This window comes from Xanthomonas sacchari (genome assembly GCF_024266585.1).
Lineage (GTDB): Bacteria > Pseudomonadota > Gammaproteobacteria > Xanthomonadales > Xanthomonadaceae > Xanthomonas_A > Xanthomonas_A sacchari_C.
This window is the reverse complement of the sequence record NZ_CP100647.1, coordinates 3,783,829-3,800,861: the sequence shown is the minus strand read 5'-3', so window position 1 is coordinate 3,800,861 and position 17,033 is coordinate 3,783,829. Positions and strand designations below refer to the sequence as shown.

Sequence of the window (17,033 nt, the reverse complement as noted above, 5' to 3'; positions counted from 1 at the left end):
CGCGCCGCACTTCCCGCGTCATGCCCAGTGACGCCGGTGGCAGAGGCAGGCGCCGGCGGTGGCGCGGAATGCCTGCGCGCAGTAATCGACGATGGCGGCATCGGTGACCTGCGCGTCTAGGTCCGCGTGCTGGCGATAGTCCTCCAGCGTCCGCTGCAGCGCCGGCCGCAATGCGGCGAAGAACGCATCGTCCATGGCCGCATTGCTCATGTACTTTCCCGGGTAGCCGGCATAGATGCCGTGCTTCAGGCACGCGTGGGCGAACAGCCTGCCGTGCGCGCGCGACGGCAGCACGACATCGAACATGGCCTCGTTGCCCAGCACCCGAGCGGCCACGCCGCAACTGTCGAAGCCAGCCTGCACGTGTCTCTTGAGGGTTGCGCCATTGTCGGCGATGCGGGCGATGACGTCCGCCTCCTCGAAGATGTCCTGGGTCAGGTTGCCCGCCACGAAGGCCCGGTTCTCGCGCAGGAACGTGTTGCCGAGATAGGCCCGGTCCGCGCCCTGCATCGCATCCTCGGTGCCGACCACGGCGGAAAGACCCATGCCTTGCGCGAGTCCCTTGGCGATGGTGATGAGATCGGCGTTCACCGCATGCCGGCGACAATACCCGCCGTTGGCGTAGCGCAGTCCGCACAGCACTTCGTCGACCATTAGCAATGCCCCGTGCGACCGCGCCATCGCGGCGAGGTCCTGGAGCAGTTGCGGAGGGAACGCCGACGGTTCGGGGGTGAAGAAGACGCCCGCGACAGTGCCCGCGTTGTCGGCAAGCTGCCGCGCCAGCAGGTCGAGGTCGTACTGGAAGTCGTGGATGTGCGGATCGACGACCGGCGTTTCGTCTGCCCACGGGCGTTGCTGGAAGCTGTCGTGCCAGCCGTGGAAGCCGGCGCTGAGGATCAGCGGCTTGCCGGTGCGATGCCGGGCGATCCGGATTGCGGCCTCGGTCGCGCAGGACCCGGTCCTGAGGAAGAACGCCCTGGGCGTGTCGGGAAACATGGCGGAGATCCTGCGGGCGAGCAGCTGCCGTTGCTCGCTCACCGGCGACGGCAGGATGTCGGTGTGCCGCTCCATCGCGCGGGCGAACCTGGTCCTGAACGTTGCATGGTTACTCCCCAACGGCGATGCGCCGCTGCAGGAGGTCATGTCCAGGTAGATCTTGCCGTTGATGTCCTCCGCCATCGCCCCGGTCGCGGAGCGGAACACGATGGACGATCGGGTTTCGCGCTCCCATTCGGCAAGATGCGCGGCAGTGCTGCGAGTGGACATGCGATGTTTCTCCTTAGCAGAGCGACTGCGCCATGCGCCTGGCGTTGGCCATGATGGTGTGGGTCGGGTTGCTGTTGCCGGGGAAGTTCATGACCGAACCGTCCATCACGTGGATATTGGTGAATCCATGGACCTTGCCGTTGCTGTCCACGACGGAAGTCCGCGCGTCGTGGCCAGCGCGCAGGGTGCCGTGCAAATGCGCGCGCCCTTTCCTGTTGAGAAACAGCTCGCGCTCGATACGGGCGGCGCCGCTGCGCCGCAGGATGTCTTCCGCGCGTTCAGCCAGGAACATGATGCGTGCGCAGTCGTTCTCGGAATTCTCGTAGCTGAAACGGATGTACGGGATGCCGTCGGCGTCGACGGTGTCGTCGAGCAAGACCCGGTTGTACGACCACGGCTCGTCTCCGGCGATGTAGTGCAGGCGGATGAGGCCGACGTTCTTGTTCGGGGGCGAATAGTTCGATTCGTAAATGATGCCGCCGAATCCGCAGGGCGCGGCGTCGTGCTCGTAGAACGCATCGGTATAGACGGTCGCATGCGGCCCGCGGTGGGGCGCGAACGCGCAGGGCGCCGTGCTCTCGCGCATGAATCCCACGGAATAGCCGCTGACCTTGAACGAGAGTCCGCGGCCGGCGAGTCCTGCGTCGTTGCCGATTCCCTCCGGCGAGTGCCGGCTCCTCGAGCGCAGCAGCAGCGCCGTGGTCTGGATCGCGTTGGCGCAGACGATGACCCGGGCGACGGGGATGCGGATCAGCTCGGACGACAGCGGAACATAGCATTCGATGGCGTTGGCGCGGCCATCGCCGAGGACCTCGATCCGGTTGGCGAAACATCCGTACAGGACCGAGATGCTTCCCGGCAGCCCGGTGTCGTCGAGGATGTCTCGCGCCAGCACGGATGCCCTGGCATCCGTCGGGCAGGTCAACTCGTCGCATGCCGAGCATTCGACGCATCCTCTGCTGGTCCCCGGTGGGCGGATCGCCAGCGGTACGCTCTTCGAGCGGATGCCGAGATCCTGCATCGCCTGGCTCAGCATCAGCCCGCGCGGGCTGGCGGGGTAGGGCGAGAACCCGTCGGTGCCGCAGATGCCCAGCAGCCTCTCGATCTCGCGATAGTGGGGCTCCAGATCCTGGATCGTGATGGGCCAATCGACCTGCATGTCCGTCGTCAGATACTGCGAGGCGGCCAGGTCCGACGGTCGGTAGCGGAGCATGATCGCGTCATAGAACTGCATCCCGCCGCCGACGCAGCAGGCGGTCCAGGGATTGCCGTCGGCGCAGTCGTCGGAGGTCAACGCCTTGCTGTAGGCGGCCTGATACGGCCTGAGCATGGTGCCCGGGGACACCAGGCCGCCATATTCCAGGATCGCCACCCGCCAGCCTCGTTCCGCCAGCGTTCTGGCCACGATCGAGCCGGATGGGCCCGAACCGACGATCACCGCGTCGAAACTCGAGTACTGGGTGCGCGCTGCAGCGATGTGTCTGATGTCGACCACGGGCAAGCTCTCCTGCCGGGATGGTGATGCTGGGTTAGTGCGTGGTATCGGCCACGCAGGCGAGAATGCGTTTGCTGCGGGCTACGTAGTCGGCGACGATGGCGTCCGCCGCTGCGTTGGCCGGATGGCGGTAGCTGATGTTGAGGCCGTCGTGGGTGCGCATGATCCACAGGCAGACCTCCTCGGGGTCCGTGATGCGGCTGCGCAGCGCGACGGCGTTCCACGCGTTCCAGTGACGGGCGCCGCCGATCAGGCGCAGATCCATGTAGGACACCATGAAGGGATCGCGCAACGGTTGGCCCAGCAGTTCCATCACGCGCGGGATCGGAATCTGCGCCAGCGCCTTGATGCCGTCGAGGGCCGCCGCCGCGCAGCGCACGGCCTGCTCGAAGCCGCCGGCCGGCTCCAGGGCGAACGTCACCGGGCCCATGCCCACATACCAGCCCAGGGACGGACGCCGCGGCGGCGGCTGCGTGTTGAAGGGCAGCATGGTGCTGAATTCGGGCGAGCCGGCGATTCCCAGGTTGGCTAGCGCCAGACAGGCGAGCACGCCGGAGAAGGAATCGCCTCCTGCTGTTCGGCAAGCGCATTCGAATGCGCGCGTGGATGCGGCGTCCAGCAGGTCGGCGTATCCGCTGGGCTGTGCGGCGGCGCAGCCGTCCGGATTGCGCACGGGCAGCGGGAACGCGGGCAGCGCCCCTTTGCCGTCGGTCACGAACCGCCGCCAGCGCAGGATGTGGGGATGGTCGACGGTCAAGGCGTCGGCCGCCGTCCGTTCGGCCTCGGCGAAATCCAGGTAGCTCGGCAAGGGTGCGCCTGCAGCGACGGGGGAGGCTTCGCGGGTAGCGCAGGCTGCGGCATAAAGCGTGTGGATTTCCTGGGGAATCTGCAAAAGTGAGTAGCCATCCACCAGGGTGTGGTCCAGGGCGATGCAGACGGTGGTGGCCGCCGCGTGCGCGATGCTGGTGGCGAGGTAGCCGGGCCACGCGAGCGGACCGACCTCGCTGTCGAACAACTGCTCCAGGTACTGCCCCAGTGCCGCGGCGTCCGCGAACATGCCGGCCTCGCTGGCGTGCACGCGGGCGTTCCCGACCGGCAGCGTGGTGCGCTGCAGGTCGCAGCCCGCGGCAGTGCGGGAACGCGGGCTGAGCTGGCTGCGGAGGACTTCGTGGCGGTCGATCCATGCGCGCAGCGCCGCCGCGAAGGCGCGCAGATCGAGTGCGGCGGGAAGATCGAAGAGGCAGCCCAGCCATGACGGCGGTCGCCTGCCCTGGCTGGCTTCCTCGCGCATGTACCTGATGGCCGCTTCCTGCGCGTGCGAAGCGCGGCGCGGGTCGTGCGTCCATGCGTTTCGAGGCGCCGTGCCGTCGCACACCCGCCAGACGGTGAGGTGGCCCGCAGGGAGTCGCATGGAGGGCAGGTCGATGATCCGCATGGCGATCGGATGGTTGTCTATCTGCGGGAAGCGGCGGTGGACGGGACGGCGGCATGCCCCTGACCGAGTTGGGGAACGCGCACCGCCCAGAGGGGGGAGGCGACGATCCAGCCGGCCGCCGCCGCCATCAGCGCGCCGCTGAGCAGCAAGGTGGTTCTGGGCGTCGACCACATGCCGCATGCACCACCGAGCAGGGCGCCGAGCGGCGCCAGGCTCCAGACCACGGTGCGGATGCTCGCGTTCACCCGTCCATGCAGGTGCACGGGCGCCAGGGCGTAGCGGATCGGTACCTGGTGGACGTTGTAGACCTGCTGTCCTGCCCAGATCAGCACCTGCGACAATCCCAACGCGAGCCAGCCCGCCCCATGCAGGCTTGGGCCCAGTACCGCGCCGATCGCGCTGGTCAGCAATGCCGCGGTCAGCGTGCGGCCCAGCCCCAGCGCCTGCGCCACTCGGCGGGCGATCAGGGCACCAAGCACGCTGCCTGTCGCGGCGATGCCGGTGACGGTGCCGATCATGCCGGCGCTCAATCCCAGATCCCGGGACAGGTACAGCAGGAACACCGCGGAATAGGCGCTGTAGCAGAAAACGAACGTGCCCGTGGCAAGCGTCACGGCGCGTAACGAGGGGCTGCGCAGCGTGAACAGCACGCCGTCGGCGGCCTCTCCCAGCAGGCGCCAGATCGCGCCGCCTGCCTGGCGCGCGTGGCGATCGGCCAACGCCGGCGCGTTGCGCGCCGAACGCAGCGCCGCGTGTGGGAGCAGGGCAACCGCCAATAGGAAGGACGCCGAGTCGGCCAGGATCGCGACGGGCGCGGAGAACGTGGCGACCAGCCAGCCTGCCAATGGCAGCCCAACCACCAAGGCTGCCGACTGCGCCAGTTCCATCCTGCTTTGCGCCTGCACCAGTTGCTGCGGACCGACGACCGTCGGCACGCAAGCCAGGAAGGCGATATCGGCGACGACCGCGGCCGCTCCCACCAGGGTCGCGACGAGGTAAAGATGCGCCATGCCGATATGCCCATCGAGCAATGCGGTCAGCGGCAGCGTGGCAAGCGTGAGCGCCATGGCCGCGTTGGCGACGACCAGCAGCATCCAGTGCGCGACCCGATCTGCCGCTACACCGGCAAGCAGGCCCAGCAGCAGATAGGGCGCACGTCCGCAGGCAAGCAGAACGCCGGTTTCGAATGACTGCGCGTTGTTCAATTGGATTGCGATCAACGGCAAGGCCAGGAGGGTCACCTGCGACCCGATCAAGGACAGCGCTTGGCCGGCGACGAGGAGGCGGAAACTGCGCGGCAGCCGCTGCCGGGATGCGCGACATGGCGGCAGCGGCCGCGTCATGGCGTACGGCCGGGTTCCGGCGCGCTCAAGCCGTAACCGAGATTCAGCAGTTCCTTCCCGGCGATACGTTCGAATGCTGCGATCTGGTCAGGCGTCAGATCCTGCAGATAGCGCCCGCGACGCGAGGCGGACAAGGGTTTGCGCGTCGCGGCTGCCGCGGGGTGACCCCAGGGCGTCTCGAACAGCGAATGCGCCTGCTCGCTGTGGTGAAGCATCGCCTCGTCCCAGGCGACGCCAAGGTAGTGCAGTACCCGTTCAAGGGTCGCGCGTGGCTGGGTGACGAGATCTTCGTAGCGAATTTCCAGATAGCGTCCTGGCGGCGCGCCATGGCGCGGCCCGGTGACGACTTCGAGCCAACCGTGGGCCGCGTCGGCAATCGTTCGGTAACCCCAGTCCGGGACCGTTCCGAGATGCGAGGCTGCCAGGTCGCGACCGTCGCGGATAATCTGGATGAAGTGCGCGTTCGGCCAGATTCTTGAATACGTTTCGATATCCTTTATCTTGCGTTGCAGTTTTAATCCCCAGCGCTTCTTTTGGGTGTTCTTGCGGCGAAATTCGCCAATGGATTCGATGACCAGGCAGCGTTCTTCCAGCGTGGAAAGCGTGCTGTCATGTTCAGCCATCAGTCCGCCGATCAAAGCGCGTACATCTTCGCGGCGCAGGCCGAAACGCTCGCACTGTATGACGAAGTGCATGCCGTCGTACCATTCCGGATCGATGGTGTCCTTGCTGTTGCCGGCCACTCGCCGGTCGCCGCAATCCATTAATTCGCACACTGCGAGAATATGGGGGCCGAGGTTTTCGGGTTCGATGAAGTCGATCTCCGGTCCGACCACCAGGTCGGGGTGCGAGTCGAGCAGGATGCTGAGTAGCGTCGTTCCTGAGCGATTTTCGCCACCGATCATGATTGGCGGCGAAAGCGGTGCGGTGAATGAGGGCGATTGGCGGGAGATGGACATAATGATTCCGCGTGTTGCGCACTTTATATCACCGGGTAAATCGTGGGGTTAGCGTATTTTGTAGACGTCCGGGAGATTCCGGACATGCTGCACATTAGTGGGTTAATCGCGGTCGCAGTGCTTGGGCCGTATGCCGAAACCGCGGTGGCAATTCGCCTTGATTCGCCAGAGACGCCGCCTGCGCTCGATCTTCAGGCGGTCGCGAACGTGGGCGGCGACCGCATTGCGTAGACGTCGAGCTCGCTGCGACATAGCGCGCGCCGATCGAACAATCGCGACGTCGCGGTCCGGTGGCGTACTGAAGGCGCGGCCGTGGCACTCCATCGCCTTGCAGGGCAATGCCGCCGCATCTGTATTGCGGTCTTCCGGCGGTCGCGAATCCCGCGGCCCTGTGGCCGGGTTTTGTGGACGCCTCGCGCTTTGCGAAGGTCGTGCACGCTACTGGGTCAATCGCGATCGCCGTGTTCGGGATGGGCGTCGAAGTCGCGCCAGTGGCGGCCGTCGTAGGCCTGCAGCGGCCGGAAGCGGCGCTTGTAGTCCATCTTCTGGTGGCCGCGGATCCAGTAGCCCAGGTACAGGTGGCGCAGACCCTCGCGCCGGGCCCAGGCGAGCTGCTGCAGGATCGCCAGCGTGCCCAGGCCGCGCGCGCTGGCCTCCGGATCGTAGAAGGTATAGACCGCCGACAGCGCCTGCGCGGTGATGTCGGTGACCGCCACCGCCAGCAGCGGCCCGCGGCGTCCGTCCGGCATGCGCTGGCGCAGTTCCAGGAAACGCCCATGCGACCAGCGGCCGATCAGGAACTGGTCGAACTCGTGCGCGCCGTGATCGTCCATGCCGCCGCCGGGATGGCGATGGCGCAGGTAGCGCTGGTACAGCGCCAACTGTTCCTCGTTGCGCTCGGCGGCGACGATGCGCACCTCGATGTCGGCATTGCGCGCCAGGCAGCGGCGCTGGCTGCGATCGGGCACGAAGTCCTCGACCGGAATGCGCACCGCCACGCAGGCGCGGCAGTGGTCGCAGTGCGGGCGATAGACCAGGTCGCCGGAACGGCGGAAGCCCCAGCTCAACGCCAGCGGATACAGTGCGCCCAGGCGCGGATCGTGCGGGTCCAGCACCAGGTCGCGGGCCTGCCGCTCCGGCCAATAGCCGCACGCGTGCTGGCCGGTCTGGAACAGCCGCAGGTCGTCGCTGGCGTCGGAATGGATGGCCATGCGCCGAGCATAGCGCTTCGCCATCGCAGGGGCCGCGACTGTCCCCTCCATGAACAGGTCAGGTCGCGGGTCAACCGTGGCGGCGACGAGGCGTTGTCTGCAGGGAAGGCGCGCTGCGCCGGTCCGCTGTTCGGGCCGCCCATCGCGCCGACGCCTGCCGTTGCGGCAGGTTCCTCATCATCCTCAGGGAGTGACCCATGAAGTATCGCAACCCGCTGCTCGCCCTGGCCGTGCTGTCCGGTGCCGCCTACGCCGTTCCGCCGCCGCCGGCCGATCCCGCCGCGCCAGCCGCTGCCGGCGGCATCGCCGCGCTCGACAAGAACGGCGATGGCGTCATTGACCGCAGCGAAGCCGCCGCCGATCCGCGCCTGGCCGCGCATTTCGATGCGCTGGACAAGAACCACGACGGCAAGCTCAGCCGCGACGAGTGGCCGCGGCACGGCCGCCACGGCGGCCCGGGCGAACACGGCGTGCCCGGCGCGATGATGGCCAAGCTGGACACCAACAAGGACGGCCGCATCAGCCGCGCCGAAGCGCAGGCCGATCCCAGGCTCGCCGCGCGCTTCGACAAGATGGACGTGAACAAGGACGGCTACATCGACCGTGCCGACTTCGAGCTGCGCGCCAAGCAGCATCGCGATGCCTGGTTCGCCGCGGCCGATACCAACAAGGACGGCATGCTCAGTCGCGCCGAGTTCGATGCGGCGCAGGTCAAGCGCTGGGCGCATCGCCCGGGCGGTCCGCGCGGCGGCGACGCGCCGCCGCCGATGCCGGCGCCGGACAGCAACTGAGTCAGCCGCCGCAGCACCGCTTCACTGCATCAAGGCGCCGATCGACCGCGCCCCTGTACCGCAAGGTGCAGGGGCGTTTTGCCGTGGGAGACGCGGGAGGTACGTGCTGTCGCGACGTGGCGTCGCGACAGCACAGCAGTGAGGTGTCGCGCGCTGTGTGGCGCAGACATGCAGGAAACCTGCAGCAGCAAGCGCAATGCCACAGCCGATGCACGCGACAGGGCGCCGCGCGCAATGTCCTCAGTTGCCGCGCGGCGCCGGTTGCACGCGCACGCGCACTTCGTCGCTGCCGGTGTCTTGCGCCGGAGGCGAGGCCGGCTGCGTCGCGGGCGCCGCGGCGGGGGCGGCGTTCGGTCCGCGGTTGTCGCGATGGCGCAGCACCGTGACCAGCGCCACCGCAGCGATCGCCAGCAGCAGGGCGATGCGGATGCGCCAGGCCCAGCGCTTGCCGCTGTCCGCTTCCACCTGCGAGCGGAACTCGTTCAAGTACGGCGCGCGGCCCTGTTCCGGATCGCGCCGGGTACTGTCGAGCAGCCCGGCTTCGCGCAGCAGTTCGCGCGCGCGTGGCTGGTCGTTGGCGTGCACCACCCACACCGTGGGCTGCGCCTTTGCCGCCACCGGATCGAGATAGCTGAACTGGCCGCTGCGGCGGCTGCGGTAGGAGCGGCCGTTGCTCAGCCGCACCGCGATGCCGGCTGCGCGCAGCAGTGCGGCCACGCCTTCGGCGGTTTCCACGCGCTGGCTGCTGAAGATCTGACGCATGCGGGGTGCCCTCAGCTTTTCGCCGGAACCTGCGCCGCGGCGCCGGCGTCGGGGACCACGCGGATCAGGCCTTCCTGCGCGGTACTGGCGACCAGGGTGCCGTCACGGGTGAAGAACTGCCCGCGCGCCAGGCCGCGCGCACCCTGCGCGCTGGGGCTGTCCAGCGAATACAGCAGCCAGTCGTCGGCGCGGAACGGGCGGTGGAACCACAGCGCATGGTCGAGCGAGGCCATCTGCACGTTCGGCGTGTAGTAGCTGATGCCGTGCGGGAAGGTGGCGGTGCCGAGCAGGTGGAAGTCCGAGGCGTAGGCGAGCAGTGCCTGGTGCAGTTCCGGCGCATCGCCGACCGGCTCGCTCAGGCGCAGCCACATCTGCTGGAACGGCGGGCGCTTGGGCGGGTTCAGCTCGTCGCGCGGATACACGTGGCGGAACTCGAACGGGCCGCCGCGCGAGAGCCAGCGCTGCACCTTGGTCGGCAGCGTCGCCAGCACTTCCGGGCGTGCCGCCGGGGTCGGCTCGATGTCTTCCGGCTGCGGCACTTCCGGCATCTTCAGCTGGTGGGTGGCGCCGTCTTCCTGTTCCTGGAACGAGGCCGCGCAGAAGAAGATCACCTTGCCGTGCTGGATCGCGGTGACCCGCCGCACCGAGAAGCTGCCGCCGTCGCGGGTGCGGTCCACGTCGTAGACGATGGGGTGGTCGATGTTGCCGGCGCGCAGGAAGTAGGCGTGCAGCGAGTGCACGCGGCGCGCGTTCTCCACCGTGGCCTGCGCCGCCGACAGCGCCTGGCCCAGCACCTGGCCGCCGAACACGTACTTGGTGCCGATATCGCGGCTCTGGCCGCGAAACAGGTTGTCCTCCAGCCGCTCCAGCGACAGCAGTTCGATCAGTTCGGACACGACGGGGGCGGGCTTGGCGGACAAGAGGCGAGGCCTGGCGACGGACGTGTGCCCAGTATACCGGGCCGTCCGCGCCGCTCAGCCCTTGCCCAGCCGCGCCGCCAGCGCGCGCAACGCGGCCTGGGTGTCCGGCGCCTGCCAGTCGTCGATCAGCCGCTCCAGCCCGATGTGCTCGTCGGCCAGCGCCGCGCGCAGGTCGGTGCGGGCGATGGCGCGGGTCTGCAGCATCGGCTGCCGCGGCCGCTTCAGCAGGTCCAGCAGCCAGGCCAGCGCGCGCGCCACCACCAGGTCGGCGTCGACCAGTTCGTCGACCAGGCCGATCTCCAGCGCGCGCTCGGCACTGACCAGGTCGCCGCCGATCAGCAGGCGCTCGGCGCGGTGCGCACCGACCACCCGCCGCAGCAGGCGCTGGATGCCCTCCGGGGCGACCAGGCCGACCTGGGTCTCGTTGAGTCCGATGGTGACCGGGCGCGCCGGCTCGGGGCTGCGCGCCATCACCCGGTAGTCGCAGCACAGCGCCAGCACGCAGCCGCCGGCCGGGGCGTGGCCGGTCAGCGCCGCCACCACCGGGATCGGGCTGGCGGCCAGCGCGCGCGCCGCGCCGAAGAACTGCTGCCAGCTGCCGAGCAGCTTGGCGCGGTCGTCGCCGTGGCCGAGCAGGTGCGGCACGTCCATGCCGGCGGAGAAGAGGCGTTCATTGCCCGACAGCACGATGCCGTGCGCGCCCTCGGCGCTGGCCTGTTCGACGGCCTGGATCAGCTGTCCGCACAGGGCGGTGTCCAGCGCGTTGACCGGCGGGCGCGCCAGGCGCAGTTCGCGGATGGGGCCGTGGTTGATCACGTCGATGAGCGTCGTCATGCTGCGGTCTGCTCTGGAAGAAGGAATCTCGGCGATGATAACCAAACCATTCGCTGGCGTACTGTGCGTAATGTGCGCGGCCGCCGCCTCGGCGTCGGCCGCCGAACCGGCCTGCGTGACCCTGGAGCAGGGCTGGGCGCGGCTGCCGCCGAATCCGGCGATGCCGATGACCGCCGGCTACGGCACGCTCCATAACGGGTGCGGCAAGGCGGTGGCGGTCATCGGTGCCAGCAGCCCCCGCTTCGGCGATGTGTCGCTGCACGAGACCACGCTGGTGGCCGGCGTCAGCCGGATGCGCGCGGTCGAGCGTGTGCCGCTGGCTCCCGGCGCGCGCGTCGAACTCAAGCCCGGCGGCATGCACCTGATGCTGATGCAGGGCAAAGGCGCGCTGACCGAAGGCCAGGCCTTGCCGCTGCAACTGCAGCTGGACGGTGGCGGCAAGGTCGATGCGACGCTGACCGTGCGCAAGCAGGCGATGTAAGGCAGCCTCGCGTCACGAGGCGAGCCTGCCGCAGGAGCGGCGCACGACCTGTCGCGCCGGGCCGCGGCAAACGCCAGCGATGGGGCGGTCAGGCGCCACGGCGAAATCGGGTGTCTCCGCCGCAGCGTGCTCTGCGGTGGCGCCGCGCGCTTAGGTCCAGTCGTACGAGAACAGCACGGTGCGGCTGTGCGGCTCGTACAGCATCACGATCGCGTCGGCGCCAGCGGCGCACCAGTTGTAGCCGGCGACCTCGGCCACGGCGAGGAACGGGTTGCCGTCGCGCGTGATGACCACTCGCTCCGCATCGTCCGCTGCGTGCCGATCCTGCGCCGCATCGGTGAACGTCAGCGCGAAGGCCGACGGGATCGGTGCCGTTACCACCCAGTTGCCGTACCCGATCTGGCCGCCCAGCGTATCCAGGTAGGCGTGTTCGATGACGGTGCCCGGGGCGTAGGCCGAGCCGCTGGCCAGCCGGCCATGCGCGGCATGGTCGTCGCGCGCCTTCGCATAGCGCTCGCGCATCTGTGCGATGTGCTCCCGCGCGTCGGCGTCCTCGGTCTGGTCGCCGAGGAAGTAGCCGGGATTGCCGAGAAAACGCATGCGGTTGTCGGCGCTCAGTTCGAAGGCGATCCAGTTGCTGCCGGTGAACGCGTTGTGGTGCGCGCTGGTCTCGTCGCCGATGCAGCCCTCGTAGGGTTCGATCGGGCACAGCAGGGTCGGCGCGCAGCCGGCCAGTTCCGGCCGCAGCACGCCCAGGTCGATCTGCAGCAGCGGCAGCAGGTGCTGGCCGAGCCAGTCCTGGTCGACGGGGAAGACGTCGCGGGGAAACGCGACCATGCCGGGCAGCAGGTCGCGCAGTTCGGTGCGATGGAGCATGGCGGTCCTTGGCAGGGTGCCGGCCGTGGCCGGCGTCCGTTGGCGTGGGGGCCGGCCAGTGGCGGGTACGCCGGCGCGGCGGGCGCCCTCGCCCCTGGCCCTTGCCCGCAGGCGTCAGCTCGACGCCTTGCGCACGGCGTCCGGCAGCGGCGCGCTCTTGCCGGTCTGGGTATCCATCCACACCACCACCACGTTGCCGTCGGAGTACAGCTTGCCCTCGTCCTGCTGGTCGACGATGCGGTGGCCGATGGTGATGCTGCTGGTGCCCAGGCGCTCGACGAACAGTTCGACCAGGATGTCGTTGGGCCACACGATCGGCGCGCGGTAGTTGACGTTGGTCGCCGCCACCACCGGCGCGATGCGGTCGCGCATGGACACGCCGTCCACGCCGAGCATCCAGCGCACCCGCGCCTCTTCCAGGTAGGAGATGTACTTGGCGTTGTTGACGTGGCCCATGCTGTCCATGTCGCGCCAGCGCACGCTGATCGGGATGCGCGCCAGGGTCTTGTGTTCGCTGCTCATCAGGCGTCCTTCTTCTTCTTCTTGGTGTCCGTGCTGGCGGTGCGCTTGCTGGCCTTGTCGCTCTTCGCCGCCACGGCCTTCTTCGCCGGCTTTTCCGGCTTGACCTTGCGCGGCGGGCGCGCATCGGGCTTGTTGGCCATCGCCGCCGGCTGCTCCGGGCGCGCGCTGGTGGAGGGCAGCATCCGCGCCAGGAACTGGCCGGTGTACGACTGCGGGCAGGCGGCCACGTCTTCCGGCGTGCCGGTGACCAGGATGGTGCCGCCGCGGTGGCCGCCTTCCGGGCCCAGGTCGACGATCCAGTCCGCGGTCTTGATCACGTCCAGGTTGTGTTCGATCACCACCACGGTGTTGCCCTCGTCGCGCAGCTTGTGCAGCACCCCCAGCAGCGCCTCGATGTCGTGGAAGTGCAGGCCGGTGGTCGGCTCGTCGAGGATGTACAGGGTGCGGCCGGTATCGCGCCGCGACAGTTCCTTGGACAGCTTCACGCGCTGCGCCTCGCCGCCGGACAGGGTGGTCGCGCTCTGCCCGAGCTTGATGTAGCTCAGGCCCACGTCGACCAGGGTCTCCAGCTTGCGCGCGATCGACGGCACCGGCTCGAACAGCTTCAGCGCATCCTCGACGGTCATTTCCAGCACGTCGTTGATGTTGAAGCCCTTGTACAGGATCTCCAGCGTCTCGCGGTTGTAGCGCTTGCCGTGGCAGACGTCGCAGGGCACGTACACGTCCGGCAGGAAGTGCATCTCCACCTTGATCAGGCCATCGCCCTGGCAGGCCTCGCAGCGGCCGCCGCGCACGTTGAAGCTGAAGCGGCCCGGCGAGTAGCCGCGCGAGCGCGCTTCCGGCACCTGCGCGAACAGTTCGCGCAGCGGCGTGAACAGGCCGGTGTAGGTGGCCGGATTGGAGCGCGGGGTGCGTCCGATCGGCGACTGGTCGATGTCCACGACCTTGTCGAACAGGTCCAGGTGCTCGATCTCGCGGTACGGCGCCACGCTGTGCGAGGCGCCGTTGATCTCGTTGGCCGCCAGGGTGAACAAGGTGTCGTTGATCAGCGTCGACTTGCCCGAGCCGGACACGCCGGTGATGCAGGTCAGCAGCCCGGCCGGGATGTCCAGGTCGACGTTCTTGAGGTTGTTGCCGGTGGCCCCGCGCAGGTGCAGGGTCATCTTCGGATTGGCCTTGTGGCGCTTGGCCGGGATCTCGATGCGGCGCTTGCCCGACAGGTACTGGCCGGTCAGCGAGCGCGGCGCCTTCAGCAGGTCCTGCACGCTGCCCTGGCCGACCACCTCGCCGCCGTGGACGCCGGCGCCGGGGCCGATGTCCAGCACGTAGTCGGCCAGGCGGATCGCGTCCTCGTCGTGCTCGACCACGATCACCGTGTTGCCGAGGTCGCGCAGGCGGGTGAGGGTGCCGAGCAGGCGCTCGTTGTCGCGCTGGTGCAGGCCGATCGACGGCTCGTCGAGCACGTACATCACCCCGACCAGGCCGGCGCCGATCTGGCTGGCCAGGCGGATGCGCTGCGCCTCGCCGCCGGACAGGGTGTCGGCCTTGCGCTCGAGGGTCAGGTAATCCAGGCCGACGTCGACCAGGAAGCCCAGCCGCTCGGCGATCTCCTTGACGATCTTGCTGGCGATCTCGCCGCGCCAGCCGGGCAGGTCGAGCTGGCGGAAGAAGCTCAGCGCGTCGTCGATCGGCAGCACCACCAGGTCCGGCAGCGGACGGTCGGCGACGAACACGTTGCGCGCGGCCTTGTTCAGGCGCGCGCCCTTGCAGTCCGGGCACGGCCGTTCGCTGATGTACTTGGCCAGTTCCTCGCGCACCGCTGGCGATTCGGTCTCGCGGTAGCGGCGTTCCAGGTTGGGGATGATGCCTTCGAAGCGATGCTTGCGCTGGGTGCGGCCGCCGGCGTCGGTGAAGTAGGTGAAGGTGATGGTCTCGTCGCCGCTGCCGTACAGCACCGCCTGGCGCACGCTCGCCGGCAGCGACTGCCAGGGCGCGTCGACGTCGAACTTGTAGTGCTTGGCCAGCGAGGCGATCAGCTGGAAGTAATACGCGTTGCGCCGGTCCCAGCCGCGCACCGCGCCGGCCGACAGCGACAGCTCCGGATGCACCACCACCCGCTCCGGATCGAAGAACTCGGCCACGCCCAGGCCGTCGCAGCTCGGGCAGGCGCCCATCGGCGCGTTGAACGAGAACAGGCGCGGCTCCAGCTCCGGCAGCGAGTAGTCGCAGACCGGGCAGCTGTACTTGGAGGAGAACAGGTGCGGCGCGGCTGCGGCGTCGTCCAGCGACTGCACCGACACCATGCCGTCGGCCAGCTTCAGCGCGGTTTCGAAGCTCTCGGCCAGGCGCTGCTTGATGTCCTCGCGCGGGCGGAAGCGGTCGATCACCGCCTCGATGGTGTGCTTCTGGCGCAGCGCCAGCGCCGGCACCGCGTCGATCTCGTACAGCTCGCCGTCCACGCGCACGCGCACGAAGCCCTGCGCGCGCAGTTGCTCGAACACCTGCGCGTGCTCGCCCTTGCGCTCGCGGATCACCGGTGCCAGCAGCATGTAGCGCTGTTCCGGGTCCAGGGTCAGCACCTGGTCGACCATCTGGCTGACCGTCTGCGCCTCCAGCGGGTAGCCGTGGTCGGGGCAGCGCGGCTGGCCCACCCGCGCGTACAGCAGGCGCAGGTAGTCGTAGATTTCGGTGATGGTGCCCACGGTGGAGCGCGGGTTGTGCGAGGTCGACTTCTGCTCGATCGCGATCGCCGGCGACAGGCCTTCGATGTGATCGATGTCGGGCTTCTCCATCACGCTGAGGAACTGCCGCGCGTACGCCGACAGCGACTCCACGTAGCGGCGCTGGCCTTCGGCGTAGATGGTGTCGAACGCCAGCGAGGACTTGCCGGACCCGGACAGGCCGGTGATCACGATCAGCTTGTCGCGCGGCAGGTCGAGGTCGAGGTTCTTGAGGTTATGCGTCCGCGCGCCGCGGATGCGGATGTAATCCATCGCCATGAAGAGATTCCGGAGTGTGCCGGCCGCGGCGGTGCCGCTGGCCAGTGTGGGGGCGGAAAGGGGACGGCAATCGATCAGCGTACCCAGCTTGTCAGGTGGGGGCAATTGCCGCAGATCCCAGCACCGCCGGGCAGCGGCGGCTGGCTGGTTCAGGCAGCCGTGCCGGCCCGCGGGGCTTGACAGTCCGGGCCTGGGTGGGCTTGACCCTGCCGCGCGCGGCGGCTTACAATCCCGCTCCTGTCTGCCCGAAACGGCACGACGGGAACGACCACAATAACTACAGAGGAAGTCTGGTCATGTACGCAGTACTGGTCACCGGCGGTAAGCAATACCGCGTCGCGCAGGGCGAAACGCTCCGCGTGGAAAAGCTCGAAGTCGAAGCCGGCAACGAGATCACGTTCGACAACATCCTGATGCTGGGCGACAGCGACGGCATCAAGATCGGCGACGCGCTGAAGGGCGCCGCCGTCACCGCCAAGGTCGTGGCTCACGGCCGCGCCGACAAGGTGCGCATCATCAAGTTCCGCCGCCGCAAGCACCACATGAAGCGTCAGGGTCATCGGCAGCACTACACCGAAATCGAGATCACCGGCATTGCCGGTGGCGACAAGAAGTAAGGAGCAGCAGTCATGGCACACAAAAAAGGCGTAGGTTCCTCGCGCAACGGCCGCGACTCCAACCCGAAGTACCTGGGCGTGAAGATGTTCGGCGGCCAGGCCATCGAAGCTGGCAACATCATCGTGCGTCAGCGCGGCACCCAGTTCCACCCGGGCGCCGGCGTCGGCCTGGGTCGCGACCACACCCTGTTCGCGCTGGTCGACGGCAAGGTCGAGTTCTCGGTGAAGGGCGCCAAGAAGCGCCGCACCGTGAGCGTGGTCACCGAGGCGTAAGTCGCCGGTGTCCAGGGCCTGCGCCATGGCGCGGGCTTGCTGACGAAAGCCCCGCTTCGGCGGGGTTTTTGTTTTGTGGCTGGGAATGGGGAGTAGGGAATCGGGAATGGCAAAGGCGCCTCCCGTGAACTCGCCCTGTCCTGGCTGCGCTAGATAATGCAGTGATGGATTTTGCCGATCTGTAGCTGCGACTTAGAATCGACGTCGCGGCGACGGCTCGCTTTTTCCATTCCCGATTCACCATTCCCC

At 68.4% G+C, this 17,033-nt stretch carries 16 protein-coding genes; 4 read left to right on the top strand and 12 right to left on the bottom strand.

Features of this window, described 5'->3' with window-relative positions:
* Positions 1-18: 18 nt before the first annotated feature.
* The 6 genes from NKJ47_RS15780 to NKJ47_RS15755 all read right to left on the bottom strand — a co-directional run bounded on the left by NKJ47_RS15780 (position 19) and on the right by NKJ47_RS15755 (position 7,766).
* On the bottom strand, positions 19-1,266 hold the full coding sequence (locus NKJ47_RS15780) for an aminotransferase class III-fold pyridoxal phosphate-dependent enzyme (RefSeq protein ID WP_254458774.1): 1,248 nt from the start codon (positions 1,264-1,266) through the stop codon (positions 19-21).
* 13 nt (positions 1,267-1,279) lie between these two features.
* The gene (locus NKJ47_RS15775; RefSeq protein WP_254458773.1) at positions 1,280-2,761 is read right to left on the bottom strand and encodes a GMC oxidoreductase; all 1,482 of its coding nucleotides are present in this window, start codon (positions 2,759-2,761) and stop codon (positions 1,280-1,282) included.
* Positions 2,762-2,795: 34 nt separating this feature from the next.
* The gene (locus tag NKJ47_RS15770) at positions 2,796-4,196 is read right to left on the bottom strand and encodes a hypothetical protein (protein WP_254458772.1); all 1,401 of its coding nucleotides are present in this window, start codon (positions 4,194-4,196) and stop codon (positions 2,796-2,798) included.
* Between the two features lie 17 nt (positions 4,197-4,213).
* Positions 4,214-5,539: an MFS transporter gene (locus NKJ47_RS15765; RefSeq protein ID WP_254458771.1), complete on the bottom strand. Its 1,326-nt coding sequence runs from the start codon at positions 5,537-5,539 to the stop codon at positions 4,214-4,216.
* Positions 5,536-6,498 (bottom strand): sulfotransferase family protein, encoded by a 963-nt coding sequence (locus NKJ47_RS15760; protein WP_254458770.1) that lies wholly within the window; start codon positions 6,496-6,498, stop codon positions 5,536-5,538. The genes NKJ47_RS15765 and NKJ47_RS15760 overlap by 4 nt, the downstream gene beginning before the upstream one ends.
* Before the next feature lie 446 nt (positions 6,499-6,944).
* Positions 6,945-7,766 carry an arginyltransferase gene (locus NKJ47_RS15755; protein WP_429002544.1) on the bottom strand — a complete coding sequence of 274 codons (822 nt, stop codon included), beginning with the start codon at positions 7,764-7,766 and terminating at the stop codon, positions 6,945-6,947.
* A 140-nt stretch (positions 7,767-7,906) separates the two neighbouring features.
* On the opposite strand from NKJ47_RS15755, the gene NKJ47_RS15750 reads away from it, so the two are divergent.
* Positions 7,907-8,500: an EF-hand domain-containing protein gene (locus NKJ47_RS15750; RefSeq protein WP_254458768.1), complete on the top strand. Its 594-nt coding sequence runs from the start codon at positions 7,907-7,909 to the stop codon at positions 8,498-8,500.
* A gap of 240 nt (positions 8,501-8,740) precedes the next feature.
* Here NKJ47_RS15750 and NKJ47_RS15745 read toward each other — a convergent pair whose 3' ends face one another.
* The 3 genes from NKJ47_RS15745 to NKJ47_RS15735 are packed head-to-tail and all read right to left on the bottom strand — an operon-like array spanning position 8,741 to position 11,016.
* Complete coding sequence (locus NKJ47_RS15745) at positions 8,741-9,262, bottom strand: DUF2007 domain-containing protein (RefSeq protein WP_254458767.1); 522 nt, start codon at positions 9,260-9,262, stop codon at positions 8,741-8,743.
* Positions 9,263-9,273: 11 nt separating this feature from the next.
* Positions 9,274-10,182 (bottom strand): acyl-CoA thioesterase II, encoded by a 909-nt coding sequence (gene tesB, locus NKJ47_RS15740; protein ID WP_254458766.1) that lies wholly within the window; start codon positions 10,180-10,182, stop codon positions 9,274-9,276.
* 54 nt (positions 10,183-10,236) lie between these two features.
* Positions 10,237-11,016, bottom strand: a complete 780-nt coding sequence (locus tag NKJ47_RS15735; protein WP_254458765.1) for an enoyl-CoA hydratase/isomerase family protein — start codon at positions 11,014-11,016, stop codon at positions 10,237-10,239.
* Between the two features lie 34 nt (positions 11,017-11,050).
* Between NKJ47_RS15735 and NKJ47_RS15730 the strand changes: the two genes are divergently transcribed.
* A complete protein-coding gene (locus tag NKJ47_RS15730; RefSeq protein ID WP_254458764.1) occupies positions 11,051-11,497 on the top strand; it encodes a copper chaperone PCu(A)C in 447 nt (148 codons plus the stop codon).
* A gap of 150 nt (positions 11,498-11,647) precedes the next feature.
* Here the strand turns inward: NKJ47_RS15730 and NKJ47_RS15725 are convergent, their stop codons facing one another.
* The 3 genes from NKJ47_RS15725 to uvrA form a co-directional block, all read right to left on the bottom strand.
* Complete coding sequence (locus NKJ47_RS15725; RefSeq protein ID WP_254458763.1) at positions 11,648-12,373, bottom strand: enolase; 726 nt, start codon at positions 12,371-12,373, stop codon at positions 11,648-11,650.
* A gap of 114 nt (positions 12,374-12,487) precedes the next feature.
* Positions 12,488-12,895, bottom strand: coding sequence for an acyl-CoA thioesterase (locus NKJ47_RS15720; protein ID WP_254458762.1), 408 nt, complete (start codon positions 12,893-12,895; stop codon positions 12,488-12,490).
* The gene (gene uvrA, locus NKJ47_RS15715) at positions 12,895-15,894 is read right to left on the bottom strand and encodes an excinuclease ABC subunit UvrA (RefSeq protein ID WP_254458761.1); all 3,000 of its coding nucleotides are present in this window, start codon (positions 15,892-15,894) and stop codon (positions 12,895-12,897) included. The genes NKJ47_RS15720 and uvrA overlap by 1 nt, the downstream gene beginning before the upstream one ends.
* A 296-nt stretch (positions 15,895-16,190) precedes the next feature.
* Here uvrA and rplU point away from each other — a divergent pair, with 296 nt between their 5' ends.
* Both rplU and rpmA read left to right on the top strand, forming a co-directional pair.
* Positions 16,191-16,511 carry a 50S ribosomal protein L21 gene (gene rplU / locus NKJ47_RS15710; protein WP_010341170.1) on the top strand — a complete coding sequence of 107 codons (321 nt, stop codon included), beginning with the start codon at positions 16,191-16,193 and terminating at the stop codon, positions 16,509-16,511.
* A 12-nt stretch (positions 16,512-16,523) separates the two neighbouring features.
* The gene (gene rpmA / locus NKJ47_RS15705) at positions 16,524-16,784 is read left to right on the top strand and encodes a 50S ribosomal protein L27 (RefSeq protein WP_010341169.1); all 261 of its coding nucleotides are present in this window, start codon (positions 16,524-16,526) and stop codon (positions 16,782-16,784) included.
* Positions 16,785-17,033: the final 249 nt, after the last annotated feature.